Source organism: Streptomyces sp. NPDC015131, from assembly GCF_043079975.1.
GTDB lineage: Bacteria > Actinomycetota > Actinomycetes > Streptomycetales > Streptomycetaceae > Streptomyces.
In genome coordinates, this window is sequence record NZ_JBIBVB010000005.1 from 587290 (window position 1) to 601699 (window position 14410).

Genomic DNA, 14410 nt, shown 5'->3' on the forward strand with positions numbered 1-14410 from the left:
TGCCTGTTCCTCTACGACCGGGCCATCGGCAGCACCGGCTTCAGGGTGTCCCACCTGGCGATCTCGCATCCGTTGGTCCGCGCGAAGCGGGCGTCGACCTGCCGGCCCTGCCAGGTGCCGGTGATGTGCGCGGTGGCGGCGCCGCCGTGCTGCTGGGTGCACATCTGGTCCTTGCCGACGGGGGCGAAGGGGTCCTTGCCCTGTTCGGCCAGCTCGTCCAGCCGGTCGCACGCGCCCTGCAGCCTGGGGTGGTTCCCCTCGGCGGTCCGCAGCCCGCACTTCAGGTCGAAGGTGCCGTCCGCCATCGGGTTGCCGGAGTCGTTCACGGTCACGGTGAGGGTGTCGGTCCCGGCGAGCAGCGGCACGGGCAGCGGCCCGAGGGCCACGGCGGCGGGCGCGGCGGCACCCAGGGCGGCGAGGGAGGCGGCTGAGGCGAGGACGAGGCGGCGCAGCATACGAACTCCTGGGGGGTACGGATCCGTCGGGATGCCCGGCATCCCTCACCCCACTAACGCTCCAGCCCGCGCCGCGTTGCGCAACCCGGCCGCCTGGCACCCGGACGCCACCGGGGGCGCGGGGGGAACGCCTTTGCCCCGCGTGCCGCTCGCCTAGTACGGTGGACACCGATTGGTGACGCCGCCGAAAGCTGTGTCATCATCTGCACGCACCACTCGCGTCCGCGCGGGTGCGGGCAACCCCTGGAGGCGTCGCCTAGTCCGGTCTATGGCGCCGCACTGCTAATGCGGTTTGGGTCTTAAAGCCCATCGAGGGTTCAAATCCCTCCGCCTCCGCAGCACCACCCGAAGCCCCGGCCCCACGGCCGGGGCTTCGGCCGTTCCTGACCCTCTTCGCCCGTCCGAGGGACCCGCGTCCGGCCCCGGGCCCGGCCCCCGACTCGGCCCCCGCCCCGGCCGCGCCGACCGCCAGATGGCCGCCCGAAGGGCGTTTGTGCAGGTCAGAGGGGGTGGAGCTAATGGATTTCGCGTCACGGCGCAGGTCATGTAATGTTGTTCCCGCAACGCCGACCGGGCAGAAAAGCCCGGGAAGCACAAGCACTCGTAGCTTAACGGATAGAGCATCTGACTACGGATCAGAAGGTTGCAGGTTCGAATCCTGCCGAGTGCACAGCAAGCGAGAGGCCCCGGAGAAATCCGGGGCCTCTCGCGTTGTCGGGGGGTGGGGCCGGGCGTGCTGCGTGGCGGGTCCGGCAGCCGGCTGCCCGCCCATTTGGTGTGCCCATGCCTTGTGCGCTTGAGTGTCCACGTCAAACGAGCAGCAACGACGAGGGGTTGACGTTGAGCAAGGCAGCACGGGGGATAGTGGCCGGAGTGGCGCTGATGGCTGTACTGACGGCGTGCGGTGGTTCGGACGACGGTCTGGACGCCTTCCGCGGGGACGGTGACAAGCCGCCGGTCACGCTGACGCCGGACATGGTCCGCACCGCCCTTCCCAGCAAGGCGAGCGCCCCGGAGGGCTTCCGGGGCGACGACATCGAGGTCGAGGTCGGCGACGAGGCCGTCGAGGCGTGCAGCGAAGCGACCGAGGCCAACTGCGGTGGGCTGCTCAGCATGGGCTACACCGACTTCGACACCGATGACAGCGGCAGCGGCGACAGCTCCGACTACAGCGGTGAGGTCGTCTTCGGCATCATGGCCTTCCAGAGCCCGGACGATGCCAGGGCCACCTACAAGGCCGTGGTCACCGAGGAGCGCGGCAAGGCCGAGAAGGACGGGCAGAAGGCGAAGCTGGTCAAGATCGAGGCGGGCGCCGAGGAGACCGAGGCGTTCGAGGCCGCCGACGGCGAGACCGTGGTCATGATGAGGATCGGCAGCGTCGTCGCCGTGGTGAACGGTGACGGCACCTTCGTGGCGAAGCCGGACTACAACGGCCTCGCGAAGCTCCAGATCGACCGGCTGAAGAAGACGGCTCAGGGCATGAACCCCGACGCGTGATCCGCGGAGCCCCACAGCTCCGGCCGGACGAGGCCCCGGAGAGATCCGGGGCCTCTCGCGTCCCCGGCACCGGCTCCCGCGCGGGGTCGTACCGTGGCCGCATGGTGTGGCGGTGCCGGGGGTTGCGGTGGGGCGGGGCGGGGGGTGGGCCCGTGCTGGTGTGGGAGGGCGGGCGGAGCAGTGCCGTCGGTGCCGGGCGGGTGATCGGGTTCGGGGTCGTGGGCGAGCGGGGGTGCGCCGGGGCGCGGGGGAATCCGTGTCCGGTGCGGGCCGTGGTGGCCGGGCGGGCCACCGGGGGGCGGTGCGCGGAGTGCGCGCGGCTGGAGCGGGCGCGGTCGGTGGCGGCCGACACCCTGGCGGACGACCCCCGGACGTACCGGGTGTACCTGGCGTGGTTCGGGGCCGGGATGGTGAAGGTCGGGATCACCGCCGAGGAGCGGGGCGACGCGCGGCTGCTGGAGCAGGGTGCCGTGGCGTACGGGTGGCTGGGGCGCGGGCCGCTGATGGCGGCGCGGCGGACCGAGGAGGTGCTCGGCTCGGCGCTGGGGGTGCCCGACCGGATCCCGTACGCCGCCAAGCGCGCCGCCCGGGTGGACCTGCCCGGGGCGCGGGAGCGGGCGGCGGAGGTGACGGCGCTGTACCGGCGGGCGGCGGCGGTGCCCGGGTGGGCCGAGACGCTGGAGCCGGTGGCGCCGGAGGTGGTGGACCACGCGGAGGTGTTCCGGCTCGGCGGCGTGGACCGGATCGACGGGGTGGTCACCGAGCTGGTGGACGGCGGGAGCGTCCGGGGGACGGTCGTCGCCGCGGCCGGGCCCGATCTGCATCTGCGGGCGCCCGACGGGCGGGCGCTGGTGCTCGACACCCGGCTGATGACCGGCTGGGGGCTCGTCGCGGGGGCGGCGGACGCGGGGACGACCGTGCCGGTCACCGCCCTCGGCACCGGGGTGCAGGACGGGCTCTTCTGAAGGGGCGGGGGTGGACAGCCCGGCCGGCCCCGGCGCAGGGTGGGCCGCATGTGCGATCACCCCGTGAGCGGTCCTCAACCGCCGTACGCCGCCCGTGCCGTGGAGGACGCCGGGGAGGACGAGGCCCGGCAGGTCAGGGCGTTCTGGGGGCGGCTGGGGCTGCCGGGGCTGGTGGACGTGCACACCCACTTCATGCCGGAGCGCGTCCTGCGCAAGGTGTGGGCCTACTTCGACGCCGTGGGGCCGCTGACCGGGACGCCGTGGCCGATCACGTACCGCGAGGAGGAGGACCGCCGCGTCGCGCTGCTGCGGGACTTCGGGGTGCTGGGCTTCACGTCGCTGGTCTATCCGCACAAGCCGGGCATGGCCCGGTGGCTCAACGGGTGGGCGGGGGACTTCGCCGCGCGGGTGGAGGGGTGCCTGCGGACGGCGACGCTGTTCCCCGAGGACGGCGTGGAGCGGTACGTCGCCGAGGCGGTCGACGCGGGCGCCCGGGTGTTCAAGGCGCATGTGCAGGTCGGCGCGTACGACCCCGGCGACCCGCTGCTGGACGGCGCCTGGGGGCTGCTCGCGGAGGCCGGCGTGCCGGTGGTGATCCACTGCGGCTCCGGGCCCGCGCCGGGCGCGCACACCGGGCCGGGGCCGGTCGCGCGGGTCCTGGCCCGGCACCCGCGGCTGCGGCTGGTCGTCGCGCACATGGGCCTGCCCGAGTACACGGACTTCCTGGACCTCGCCGAGCGGTACGCGCGCGTGCGGCTGGACACCACCATGGTGTTCACGGACTTCAGCGAGCGGATGGCGCCCTTCCCGGCGGGCGAGCGGGGGCGGCTGGCGGACCTGGGGGACCGCATCCTGCTGGGCAGCGATTTCCCCAACATCCCGTACGGCTACCTCCACCAGCTCCACGCGCTGGAGCGGCTCGGCCTCGGCGACGACTGGCTGCGCGCGGTCTGCCACGACAACGCGGCCCGGCTGTTCCGGCTCTCGCTTTCTCAGTGAATTCACAGAAAGGCGCAAGGACTCTCTCAGGAGCCACCGGCAGCGTCGGGGCATGACCGTCTCCACGCCCCAGGGGCGCACCGACCTGCTCAGGCCCGACGGGACCGCCGTACGGGTGCTCGTCGCCGGCCACGAGGACGCGCCCGCCGAGCTGTTGTCCATGGCCCTGCGGTACGAGGGGTGGGAGGTGCGCACCGCGGAGGACGGTACGGGCGGGGCGCCGGGCGCGGCGCGCGCGTTCCGGCCGGACGCCGTCGTGCTGGACCTGACCGCGCCCGGCACGGACGGGCCCGCCGTGGTGCGCGCGCTGCGGCGCGAACTGCCCTGCGTACCGGTGCTGTTCCTGACCGCGGGCGACCCGGCCGGGGGCGAGGCCGGCGAGCGGCTCGCGGGGCTGACGGCGGGCGGGGACGAGTGCGTCGGCAAACCGTTCGGCTTGGAGGACGTCGTGGCGCGGCTGCGCGGGCTGGTCCGGCGGTCCGGGGCAGCGGTGGCGGGCCGGACCGGGTCGCTGCTGGAGGTGGGGGACCTGGTGCTGGACGAGGACAGCCGTGAGGTGAGGCGGGGCGGGCGCGACATCCATCTCACGGGCACGGAGTTCGAGCTGCTGCGCTTCCTGATGCGCAATCCGCGCCGGGTGCTGAGCAAGGCGCAGATCCTGGACCGGGTGTGGAGCTACGACTTCGGCGGCCGGCCCAATGTGGTCGAGCTCTACATCTCGTACCTGCGCAAGAAGATCGACGCGGGGCGCCCGCCGATGATCCACACCCGGCGGGGCGCGGGCTACCTGATCAAGCCCGGCGAATGATCGCCCCACCGGCCGCGTGACCGGGACCGGGTGACGGCCGGGCGGCCGGATGGCCGGGTGGCCGCGTGACCGGGAGACCGGGAGACCGGGTGGCGGAAAATAAGTTATACGGCGTAAGGCTGTCGCTGTACGGTGTACGGGAAATCTCTCGTACGCCGTACAAGGAGTGTCCATGACGGCCCCCACCGCCGGGAACGACCGGAAAGCACCCGCGGCCACCACCGGCGGCGGGCACCCGCAGCGCTGGCTGATCCTGGGCGTGATCTGCCTCGCCCAGCTCACCGTGCTGCTCGACAACACCGTCCTCAGCGTGGCGATCCCCTCCCTCACCACGGAGCTGGGCGCCTCCACCGCCGACGTCCAGTGGATGATCAACGCCTACTCGCTCGTCCAGTCCGGACTGCTCCTCACCGCGGGCAACGCCGCGGACCGCTACGGCCGCAGGAAGATGCTCCTCACCGGCCTCGCGGTCTTCGGCGTCGGCTCCCTCGCGGCCGGACTCGCCCAGTCCTCCGGCCAGCTGATCGCCGCGCGGGCGGGCATGGGCGTCGGCGGCGCGCTGCTGATGACCACCACCCTCGCCGTCGTCGTCCAGATCTTCGACGACACCGAGCGCGTCAAGGCCATCGCCCTCTGGTCCACGGTCAGTTCGCTGGGCTTCGCGGCCGGGCCGCTGCTCGGCGGGTTCATGCTCGACCACTTCTGGTGGGGCGCGATCTTCCTGATCAACATCCCGGTCGCGCTCGTCGGCCTCGTCGCCGTCGCCGCGCTCGTACCGGAGTCCCGGCACCGCCAGGGCGACCGGCCCGACCTCCCCGGCGCCCTGCTGTCCACCGTCGGCATGACGGCGGTCGTGTACGCGATCATCTCGGGCCCCGAGCACGGCTGGACCTCCGGTCAGGTGCTCGTCCCGGCGGTCCTCGGCGCGGCGGTCCTCGGTGCGTTCGCCGCCTGGGAGCTGCGCACCCCGCACCCGATGCTGGACATGCACTTCTTCCGCGACCAGCGGTTCACCGGCGCGGTCGCGGGCGCCATCCTGGTCGCCTTCGGCATGACCGGCTCGCTGTTCCTGCTGACCCAGCACCTCCAGTTCGTGCTGGGGTACGGGCCGCTCGACGCCGGCCTGCGCACGGCGCCCCTCGCCCTGACCGTGGTGGTCCTCAACCTCACCGGGGTCGGCGCGCGGCTGCTGTCCCGGCTCGGTACGCCGGCGACGATCGCCCTCGGCATGGCGCTGGTCGCGGCCGGGCTCGCCGCCATCGCGGTCCTCGGCGGGGCGCACGGGTACGGCGGGATGCTGCTCGGGCTCGTCGTGATGGGCGCGGGCGTCTCCCTGTCCATGCCCGCCATGGCCAACGCCATCATGAGCGCCATCCCGCCGGAGAAGGCGGGCGTCGGCGCCGGGATCAACGGCACCCTCGCCGAGTTCGGCAACGGCCTCGGTGTCGCCGTCCTCGGCGCGGTGCTCAACTCGCGGTTCGCCGCGCTGGTGTCCGTGTCGGCCGCCTCCCTGCCCGCCGCGCTCGCCGCCGCCGACGGGCCGGCCGAGAGGGCCCGGATCTCCGGTGCCTTCGCCTCCGGTCTGGAGACCAGCCAGCTCGTCGGCGCGGTCGCGGTGCTCGCCGGCGGCCTGCTGGCGGCGGCGCTGCTGCGCCGGGCGGAGCGGAAGGACACCCCGGCGCAGGAGGCAGGGGCCGGGACGTCGGCCGGGACGTCGGCCGGGACGCCGTCCGCAGGGGCATAGCATCGGGCGGGGAACGAGGAGGAAAGCCCATGGCGTCGGCGCGACGGAGCAGCGTGTGGCTGGAGGGCGGCACGCCCCGGTCGGTCAGGTCCCGGAAGGCCGAGCAGCCGTCCGGCCTCGACCGCGACAGGATCACCGGCGCCGCCGTACGGCTCCTGGACGCCGAGGGCCTCGCCAAGTTCTCGATGCGGAAGCTCGCGGCCGAGCTGAACGTGACCGCGATGTCGGTCTACTGGTACGTCGACACCAAGGACGACCTCCTGGAGCTGGCGCTCGACCGGGTGATGGGCGAACTGGCCGCCGCCACCGACCCGGTAGCCGCCGCCGGGGCAACGGCCGCGCCGGAGGCGGACTGGCGCGAGCGGCTCCGGGAGCTGGCCACCTCCTACCGTGCGCTGCTCGTCGCCCACCCGTGGGCGTCCTCGCTGCTCGGGCACTTCCTCAACATCGGCCCGCACTCGATGCGGTTCGCCCGCACCGTCCAGCGGGTGATCGGTGACACCGGGCTGCCGATGCACCTCCAGACCGGGGCCATGGCGTCGGTCTTCCAGTTCGTGTACGGCTTCGGCACCATCGAGGGCCACTTCCGGCAGCGGTGCGCCGAGGCCGGGATGACCCAGGACGAGTACTTCGAGAACGCCATGGGGACGATCCGCCTCCGGCCCGGCTACGCGGAGGACTTCGCCCAGGCCGAGCGGATGATGGAGGCCCGGGGCGGGGACACGGTGGGGGAGATGCGGGACCGGGACTTCCACTTCGCGCTGGACGTGCAGATCGCCGGGATCGAGGCCATGGTGGCGCGCGGCGCCTGAAAGCCCGCGCGGCGCCCGAAAGCCCCGCGCGGCGCTTGAAAGACCGCGGAGGCCGCGGAGGCCGCGGAGGCCCGAGGCCCGGGGCCCGGCCCGCCCCGGTCCGGCGCCCGGGCTCAGCCCTGCGGCAGGCTCTCGCCCCGTACCGCCTGGATGTCCAGCTCCACCCGCAGCGTGGTGCCGATCGCGGAGATGCCCGCCCGCACCACCTGGTTGTAGTTCATGGCGAAGTCGTCCCGGCGCAGCTCGGCCGTCGCGCGGAAGGCCGCCCGCGTGCCGCCCCACGGGTCCGGGCCGGTGCCCAGGTAGGTGAGGTCCAGGTCGACGTCCCGCACCACGCCGTGCAGGGACAGCGCGCCGTGCACGGTCCAGCGGTCCGGGCCGGCGGGGCTCAGGCCGTGGCTGGTGTAGCGGATCTCGGGGTACGCCTCGGTGTCCAGGAAGTCCGGCGACTTCAGGTGCTTGTCCCGCAGCGCGTTGCCGGTGTCCACGGAGGCGGCCGACAGCACCGCGTCCACCCGGGACGCGGCGAGGTCCGGGGCGATCTCGATGCGGCCGGCGAACTCGGTGAACCGGCCGTGCACGCTGGAGATGCCCAAGTGCTGCGCGACCGCCGCGACGGACGAGTGCGCCGGGTCCAGCGTCCAGGTGCCCGGCGGGGGCAGCTCGGCGCCGCCCGCCCGCGCCAGGACCACCTTGCCGGCCTCGGCCCGCCCGCTCGCCGTCACCAGCGCGGTCGACGCCGCCGGGGCGTAGCCGACGGCCGTGACGATCAGCGTGTACGGGCCGGGGGCCAGGGGCGCGTCCGTGGCGACGACGCCCTCGGGGTCGGCCTCGGCCCGCAGCACCTGCGCGCCAGTCATGTCGGTGACGGTCACCACGGCGTGCTGGACGGCCCAGCCGTCCCGCGTCCGTACCTGTGCGTGCAGTCCCATTCCCGTTTCTCTCCTCGTACGAAAAGGGGGCGGCAGGCCGTCCCCTGCCTGCCGCCCCGCCCGGCCGCGCCTCCGCTCGACGCGCGGCCGGGGGTCTCGATGCCCCGCCGCCGCTACGCGCCGGGGTGGGCCAGCTCGATGTCGTGGCCGTCGACGCCCTGGCCGGTCACCGTCAGGGCGCCCGCCACCGGCGGGTAGCCCGTCGCGATGAGGGTGTACTCGCCCGCGTCGAGGTCGGCGAACGCGTAGGCGCCGTCCTCCCCGGTGGTGGCCGTCGCGACGACGTTCCCCGCCGCGTCGACCAGCGTCACGCGGGCGTCCGCCAGCGGGCGGCCCTCCGCCCCGGCGCGGACCGTGCCGAGGAGCCGCGCGCCGGACTGGAGGAGCGCCTCCACCCGGGTCACGCCCTGGCCGGCGATCTCGACCGGGAGGGCGAGCGGCCGGTGGCCCTCGGCGTTCACCGCCACGGTCACCGTGCCCGGGACCAGTTCGGCGAAGGTGAAGCCGCCGTCCGCGCCGGTCGTCCCGGTGGCGAGCACGTCACCGCGCACATCCGTGACGATCACCATGGCGCCCGGCACCGGCTCGCCGCCGGCGGCGGCGCGTACGACACCCGCCAGGCCGCTGGTGCCGGACAGCAGGATGTCGTACGCCACCGGCTCCCCGGCCACGACGACCGTGGACGCCTGCGGCTGGAAGCCGTCGGCCGAGGCGATCAGCACGTACGAGCCGGGGCCCGGCGCGTCCAGCGCGTAACCGCCGTCGGGCTGGGCGACCGACCGCCCGAGCTGGCGCCCGCCGAGGGAGATCAGCGTCACGGCGGCCCTGGCGACCGGGGTGCCCTCCGCCGTGCGGACGGTGCCGCGGACGGGGGTGCCGGGCGCCGCGGGAGCCGCGGCGGGGATCTCGTGGGTGGTGGCCTCGGGTGCCGGGGCGGACTGTGCCGCGGCGGCGCCCGCCGGGGCGGGGGCCGGCACCGGGGCCGCCGGTCCGGCCTGCTCCGGTCCGGCCTGCTCCGGTCCGGCCTGCTCCGGTCCGGTGGCGTGGCTCTTCAACGCGACCTCCTTGATGAACAGCGTCACGAGGAAGGCGAGCAGGGCGAAGGGCGCGGAGTAGAGGAAGACGTCCGCGACACCGTGCCCGTACGCCGTCTCCATCACCGTGCGCAGCGGCGCGGGCAGCGCGTCCAGGTCGGGGATGCCACCGCCGCCCGTGCCGCCGTGGCCCAGGGCCGCGCCCTTCGGGCCCAGGTCGGCCAGGCCGTCCTGGACGTAGTGGGTGACCCGGTTGGCCATGACCGCGCCCAGCGCCGAGACGCCGATGGCGCCGCCGAGGGACCGGAAGAAGGTGACGACCGAGGAGGCCGCGCCCAGGTCGGAGGGGGCGACCTGGTTCTGGGTGCACAGCACGAGGTTCTGCATCATCATGCCGATGCCGAGCCCCATGACGGCCATGAAGACCGCGATGTGCCAGTACTCCGTGTCGTAGCGGATGGTGCCCAGCAGGCCGAGGCCCGCCGTCACCAGCACACCGCCGCTGACCAGCCACGCCTTCCAGCGGCCCGTCTTGGTGATGATCTGGCCGCTGACGGTGGACGACAGGAACAGTCCGGCGATCATCGGGATGGTCATGACGCCGGACATGGTCGGCGACTTGTCCCGGGCGAGCTGGAAGTACTGGCTGAAGAACACCGTGCCGGCGAACATCGCGACACCGACGAACAGCGAGGCCAGCGAGGCCAGCGTGATGGTGCGGTTGCGGAACAGCCGCAGCGGGATGATCGGTTCGCTCGCCCGCGACTCCACCAGCAGGAACAGCGCACCGAGGACGACGGACCCGCCCACCATGGTGTACGTCTGCCAGGACGCCCAGTCGTACTTGTCGCCGGCGAAGGTCACCCACACCAGCAGCAGCGAGACCGCCGCGCTGATGAAGAAGGCGCCCGCCCAGTCGACCTTGACCTGCCGCTTGACGACCGGCAGCTTCAGCGTCTTCTGGAGCACGATCAGCGCGATGACCGCGAAGGGTACGCCGACGTAGAAGCACCAGCGCCAGCCGAGCCAGTCGGTGTCGGTGATCACGCCGCCGAGCAGCGGGCCGCCGACGGTGGCGACGGCGAAGGTGGCGCCGAGGTAGCCGCTGTAACGGCCGCGCTCGCGCGGGGAGATCATCGCGGCCATCACGATCTGCGCGAGGGCGGACAGCCCGCCCACGCCGATGCCCTGGACGACCCGGCAGGCGATGAGCATGCCGGCGCTCTGCGAGAGACCGGCGACGACCGACCCCAGGACGTAGATGATCAGGGCGATCTGGACCAGCAGCTTCTTGGAGAAGAGGTCCGCGAGCTTCCCCCAGAGCGGGGTGGTCGCCGTCATCGCCAGCAGCGAGGCGGTCACGACCCAGGTGTAGGCGCTCTGGCCGCCGCCGAGGTCGGAGATGATCTCGGGCAGGGCGTTGGAGACGATCGTCGAGGACAGGATGGCGACGAACATCCCGAGCAGCAGCCCGGAGAGCGCCTCCATGATCTGCCGGTGCGTCATCGGCGCGCCGGCCTCGTGGGTCCTGGCGTGGCCGCCCCGCACACCGGCCGGTGTGGTCGTAGCCATGTACTTCCTTACTTATGTGTCCGCGGGTGTACGGGTGGCATGCGCCCGGCAGTCCCCGAAGGAGTCCCGGAGGCGGGCGAGCAGTGCGGTCAGCTGTCCGACGTCGTCGTCGGACCAATCCTGGAGCGTGCGGGCGAACATGTCCGTGGTCCGGCGACCGAGGTCGTCGAGCATGTCCTGACCCGCCGGGGTCAGCCGCAGGATGCGTGAGCGCCGGTCGTCCGGGTCGGGCAGCCGCTCGATCCAGCCCCGGTCGGCGACGTGCGCGACATGGCGGCTGGTGACCGACATGTCGACGGCGAGCAGCTCGGTGAGCCGGCTCATCCGCATGTCGCCGTGGTGGGCGAGCAGGGACAGCACGGCCGCCGATCCGCCCGGGCACTCGGCGGGCAGGGCCCGGGAGAGTCCGCGCTTGACGGCGCCGATGGCGCTCAGATGCCGGGCCAGTTCCTCGTACCGGCTCCGTTCGGCCATGGCACCCCCACACATCTTGTTGCTTAGGGCAACCATAGAAGCTGTTGGTTGCTACAGGCAAACGAAAAGCGGGCGAAGACGCCTAAAGTCCTGGCAAAGGACGGCGAGGGTTGGGCGGCGGGGGCAGGTTCGCTAGGGTCCTGACCCATGGCACACAACCCCCAGGGCCCCGACGGCAACTACGACCCCGCGGGCAGCACCCAGATGTTCCGCGCCTTCGTCGACGAGGGCGCCCCGCAGCAGCAGCGGCAGCCCGCGGCGGCCCAGTCGGGTCCGCGGCTCGGTCTCATCGCCGGCATCGTGGCGGTCGTGGTGATCGTCGCCGCGGTCGCCTGGCTCGCGCTCGGCTGACCTCTTCGCGGCCGGCCTCTTTCGCGCTGACCTCTTTCGCGCTGACTTCCTTCGCGCTGACCTCTTTCGCGGCGGCCCGGCCCGCGGGCGGCGCCGGTGCGCGGCGGCCCGGACGGTCCGGTTCATGACGACGGCCCGTCGCACCGACTCCGGGGGTTGGCCCCCGGGCCGGGTGACGGGCCGTCAATCACCGCGCGCGGTACGTCAGTCGGAGATGAGCCCCTCGCGCAGCTGCGCGAGCGTACGCGTCAGCAGCCGTGAGACGTGCATCTGCGAGATGCCGACCTCCTCGCCGATCTGCGACTGGGTCATGTTGGCGAAGAAGCGCAGCATGATGATCTGCCGCTCCCGGGGCGGGAGTTTGGCCAGCAGCGGCTTCAGCGACTCGCGGTACTCCACGCCCTCCAGGGCGGTGTCCTCGTAGCCCAGCCGGTCCGCCAGCGAGCCCTCGCCGCCGTCGTCCTCGGGGGAGGGCGAGTCCAGCGAGGAAGCGGTGTACGCGTTGCCGACGGCCAGGCCGTCCACCACGTCGTCCTCGGACACCCCCAGCACGGCGGCCAGTTCGGGCACGGTGGGCGAGCGGTCGAGCTTCTGCGACAGCTCGTCGCTCGCCTTGGTGAGCGCCAGGCGCAGCTCCTGGAGGCGGCGCGGCACGCGCACCGACCACGAGGTGTCGCGGAAGAAGCGCTTGATCTCGCCCACCACGGTCGGCATGGCGAACGTCGGGAACTCCACGCCCCGTTCGCAGTCGAACCGGTCGATCGCCTTGATCAGGCCGATGGTGCCGACCTGGACGATGTCCTCCATCGGTTCGTTGCGCGAGCGGAAGCGGGCGGCGGCGTACCGCACGAGGGGGAGGTTCAGCTCGATGAGCGTGTCGCGCACATAGGTGCGCTCCGGGCCCTCCACCCCCTCGGCGTCCAGCGCGGCGAGCCGCAGGAACAGGGAGCGGGACAGGGTGCGGGTGTCGATGGCCTCGGGGGCCGGCGGTGCCGTGTCGGGGGCCGTGGCCGGTCCGCTCTGCGCGGGCACGGGCACGGGCGCGGACTCCGGCTCGGGCACGGACGCCGGCACGGGCGTGAGCGTGAGCACCTTCGAGCTGCCCTGTTCTGCGGACATGCCACCCCCTTGAGGTCGCGGACGGTCGCGTGGCCACGACCATCGGAGGAACGCAGCCTCCACCTGAATACCGGAGCCGAGACTGCGGCAAACGCGGTTCCAGCAGAATGTCACATGTCGGCAACGCGCTGTAGTGACTTGTCGACAAGAATGCGGCAAGTATGCGCAGGAAACAGGGGGTGTGGGGCTTTTGGGTCGCTCGATCAGGGGCCGAACGGGTCTACCCGATCAGGTTACGCGTCGATCCTGTTTGCGGATCTGAGCCGGGCGAAACTGCGCGCCAGGAGCCGGGACACATGCATCTGCGAGACGCCCAGCTCCTGGCTGATCTGGGACTGCGTCAGATTGCTGTAGTAGCGGAGCATCAGGATCCGCTGCTCGCGCTCGGGGAGTTGGACCAGCAGGTGCCGGACGAGGTCCCGGTGCTCGACCCCGGCCAGCGCCGGGTCCTCGTAGCCGAGCCGGTCCAGGAGGCCGGGCATCCCGTCGCCCTCCTGTGCGGCCTCCAGCGAGGTCGCGTGGTACGAGCGGCCCGCCTCGATGCAGGACAGCACCTCGTCCTCGGAGATCTTCAGCCGTTCGGCGATCTCGGCGGTCGTCGGCGACCTGCCGTGGGCCGTGGTCAGGTCCTCGGTCGCGCCGTTGACCTGCACCCACAGCTCGTGCAGCCGCCGGGGCACATGGACGGTGCGGACGTTGTCCCGGAAGTACCGCTTGATCTCGCCGACCACGGTCGGCATGGCGAACGTCGGGAACTGCACGCCCCGGTCGGGGTCGAAGCGGTCGATGGCGTTGATCAGCCCGATGGTGCCGACCTGGACGACGTCCTCCATCGGCTCGTTGCGGGACCGGAAGCGGGCGGCGGCGTACCGCACCAGGGGGAGGTTCGCCTCGATGAGGGCCGCGCGCACCCGGGTGTGCTCCGGGGTGCCCGGCTCCAGGGTCTTCAGCTGGCCGAACAGCACCTGGGTGAGCGCTCGGGTGTCGGCGGCCCGCCCCTGTGCCACGGTGCGGGCCTCCGGCTCGTTCTGGGGCGGCACCTGCTGAGGGGTCGTACTGGCCGGCACGTTCACGCCACCCCTTCGCGGTCGCTTGCGCGGTGGATCGCGCGGAGGATCGCGCGGTCAATTACGGTCAACTCATCCGTCAAAAGCGGTCATAGCATCACAAGACATGTCCACTGTGTGCAAGCACCTGATAACGTCGTGTTGTCGGCGCTCGGGGGTGCCGGGACACCGAAAAGCCCCGCACCGAGCGGTGCGGGGCTCATGGGACGGACGCGCCCAGGACGCGTTCCGGACGCGGGGGCGGGGCCGGCGACGGCGTCCGGCTGTGCCGGGGGTGGCTCAGAACTCGTAGTCGGCGATCACCCATGTGGCGAACTCGCGCCACTGACCGGCGGCGGCCTGGTGGGCCGGGTGCTCGATGTACCGCTTGAGCGCGTCCTTGTCCGCGACCGCCGAGTTGATGGCGAAGTCGTACGCGATGTCCCGGTCGGTGATGTTCCAGGCGCACTCCCAGAACTCCAGCTCCGGGACGAGCCCGCCCAGCTCCTCGAACGCCTGGGCGGCGGCGGCCACGCGCGGCTCGTCGCGCCGCACCCCGTCGTCGAGCTTGAAGAGGACCAGGTGGCGGATCACGGGGACTC

Annotated in this window: 14 protein-coding genes and 2 tRNA genes; 9 read left to right on the plus strand and 7 right to left on the minus strand. The window is 72.8% G+C overall.

Annotation, left to right across the window (positions count from 1 at the left end):
• Positions 1-11: 11 nt before the first annotated feature.
• Entirely contained in the window at positions 12-455 is a 444-nt protein-coding gene (locus tag ACF08D_RS22830; protein ID WP_392224615.1) for an SSI family serine proteinase inhibitor, read from the minus strand.
• A gap of 245 nt (positions 456-700) precedes the next feature.
• Between ACF08D_RS22830 and ACF08D_RS22835 the strand changes: the two genes are divergently transcribed.
• The 8 genes from ACF08D_RS22835 (at position 701) to ACF08D_RS22870 (ending at position 7280) form a co-directional block, all read left to right on the plus strand.
• Positions 701-791 (plus strand) — tRNA-Ser (locus ACF08D_RS22835).
• A 261-nt stretch (positions 792-1052) separates the two neighbouring features.
• A tRNA-Arg gene (locus ACF08D_RS22840) sits at positions 1053-1125 on the plus strand.
• Between the two features lie 212 nt (positions 1126-1337).
• Positions 1338-1952, plus strand: coding sequence for a hypothetical protein (locus ACF08D_RS22845; protein ID WP_392224617.1), 615 nt, complete (start codon positions 1338-1340; stop codon positions 1950-1952).
• A gap of 101 nt (positions 1953-2053) precedes the next feature.
• A complete protein-coding gene (locus tag ACF08D_RS22850; RefSeq protein ID WP_392224619.1) occupies positions 2054-2917 on the plus strand; it encodes a DUF2797 domain-containing protein in 864 nt (287 codons plus the stop codon).
• A 48-nt stretch (positions 2918-2965) separates the two neighbouring features.
• Complete coding sequence (locus ACF08D_RS22855) at positions 2966-3916, plus strand: amidohydrolase family protein (protein WP_392224621.1); 951 nt, start codon at positions 2966-2968, stop codon at positions 3914-3916.
• Between the two features lie 52 nt (positions 3917-3968).
• A complete protein-coding gene (locus ACF08D_RS22860; protein ID WP_392224623.1) occupies positions 3969-4724 on the plus strand; it encodes a response regulator transcription factor in 756 nt (251 codons plus the stop codon).
• Between the two features lie 172 nt (positions 4725-4896).
• Entirely contained in the window at positions 4897-6468 is a 1572-nt protein-coding gene (locus tag ACF08D_RS22865) for a DHA2 family efflux MFS transporter permease subunit (protein WP_392224625.1), read from the plus strand.
• Complete coding sequence (locus ACF08D_RS22870) at positions 6465-7280, plus strand: TetR/AcrR family transcriptional regulator (protein WP_392224745.1); 816 nt, start codon at positions 6465-6467, stop codon at positions 7278-7280. The genes ACF08D_RS22865 and ACF08D_RS22870 overlap by 4 nt, the downstream gene beginning before the upstream one ends.
• Before the next feature lie 113 nt (positions 7281-7393).
• Here the strand turns inward: ACF08D_RS22870 and ACF08D_RS22875 are convergent, their stop codons facing one another.
• From ACF08D_RS22875 to ACF08D_RS22885, 3 genes are all read right to left on the minus strand, one after another.
• Entirely contained in the window at positions 7394-8212 is an 819-nt protein-coding gene (locus tag ACF08D_RS22875; protein ID WP_392224627.1) for a YceI family protein, read from the minus strand.
• Positions 8213-8325: 113 nt separating this feature from the next.
• Positions 8326-10818, minus strand: a complete 2493-nt coding sequence (locus ACF08D_RS22880) for an MFS transporter (RefSeq protein ID WP_392224629.1) — start codon at positions 10816-10818, stop codon at positions 8326-8328.
• A gap of 12 nt (positions 10819-10830) precedes the next feature.
• Positions 10831-11292 carry a MarR family winged helix-turn-helix transcriptional regulator gene (locus tag ACF08D_RS22885; protein WP_392224631.1) on the minus strand — a complete coding sequence of 154 codons (462 nt, stop codon included), beginning with the start codon at positions 11290-11292 and terminating at the stop codon, positions 10831-10833.
• A 147-nt stretch (positions 11293-11439) separates the two neighbouring features.
• Between ACF08D_RS22885 and ACF08D_RS22890 the strand changes: the two genes are divergently transcribed.
• Positions 11440-11643 carry a hypothetical protein gene (locus ACF08D_RS22890; protein ID WP_392224633.1) on the plus strand — a complete coding sequence of 68 codons (204 nt, stop codon included), beginning with the start codon at positions 11440-11442 and terminating at the stop codon, positions 11641-11643.
• Between the two features lie 204 nt (positions 11644-11847).
• Here ACF08D_RS22890 and ACF08D_RS22895 read toward each other — a convergent pair whose 3' ends face one another.
• From ACF08D_RS22895 to ACF08D_RS22905, 3 genes are all read right to left on the minus strand, one after another.
• Positions 11848-12762 (minus strand): SigB/SigF/SigG family RNA polymerase sigma factor, encoded by a 915-nt coding sequence (locus ACF08D_RS22895; protein WP_392224635.1) that lies wholly within the window; start codon positions 12760-12762, stop codon positions 11848-11850.
• A gap of 233 nt (positions 12763-12995) precedes the next feature.
• Positions 12996-13835: an RNA polymerase sigma factor SigF gene (locus tag ACF08D_RS22900; protein WP_392224637.1), complete on the minus strand. Its 840-nt coding sequence runs from the start codon at positions 13833-13835 to the stop codon at positions 12996-12998.
• A 273-nt stretch (positions 13836-14108) separates the two neighbouring features.
• Positions 14109-14402, minus strand: a complete 294-nt coding sequence (locus tag ACF08D_RS22905; protein WP_392224638.1) for a Dabb family protein — start codon at positions 14400-14402, stop codon at positions 14109-14111.
• Between the last annotated feature and the right edge of the window lie 8 nt (positions 14403-14410).

Coding starts and splice junctions, on each gene's coding strand:
- ACF08D_RS22845 (WP_392224617.1), top strand. CDS start 1,338: ATGGCTGTACTGACGGCGTGCGGTGGTTCGGACGACGGTCTGGACGCC.
- ACF08D_RS22855 (WP_392224621.1), top strand. CDS start 2,966: ATGTGCGATCACCCCGTGAGCGGTCCTCAACCGCCGTACGCCGCCCGT.
- ACF08D_RS22865 (WP_392224625.1), top strand. CDS start 4,897: ATGACGGCCCCCACCGCCGGGAACGACCGGAAAGCACCCGCGGCCACC.
- ACF08D_RS22895 (WP_392224635.1), bottom strand. CDS start 12,762: ATGTCCGCAGAACAGGGCAGCTCGAAGGTGCTCACGCTCACGCCCGTG.
- ACF08D_RS22880 (WP_392224629.1), bottom strand. CDS start 10,818: ATGGCTACGACCACACCGGCCGGTGTGCGGGGCGGCCACGCCAGGACC.
- ACF08D_RS22875 (WP_392224627.1), bottom strand. CDS start 8,212: ATGGGACTGCACGCACAGGTACGGACGCGGGACGGCTGGGCCGTCCAG.
- ACF08D_RS22830 (WP_392224615.1), bottom strand. CDS start 455: ATGCTGCGCCGCCTCGTCCTCGCCTCAGCCGCCTCCCTCGCCGCCCTG.
- ACF08D_RS22860 (WP_392224623.1), top strand. CDS start 3,969: ATGACCGTCTCCACGCCCCAGGGGCGCACCGACCTGCTCAGGCCCGAC.
- ACF08D_RS22885 (WP_392224631.1), bottom strand. CDS start 11,292: ATGGCCGAACGGAGCCGGTACGAGGAACTGGCCCGGCATCTGAGCGCC.
- ACF08D_RS22850 (WP_392224619.1), top strand. CDS start 2,054: ATGGTGTGGCGGTGCCGGGGGTTGCGGTGGGGCGGGGCGGGGGGTGGG.
- ACF08D_RS22890 (WP_392224633.1), top strand. CDS start 11,440: ATGGCACACAACCCCCAGGGCCCCGACGGCAACTACGACCCCGCGGGC.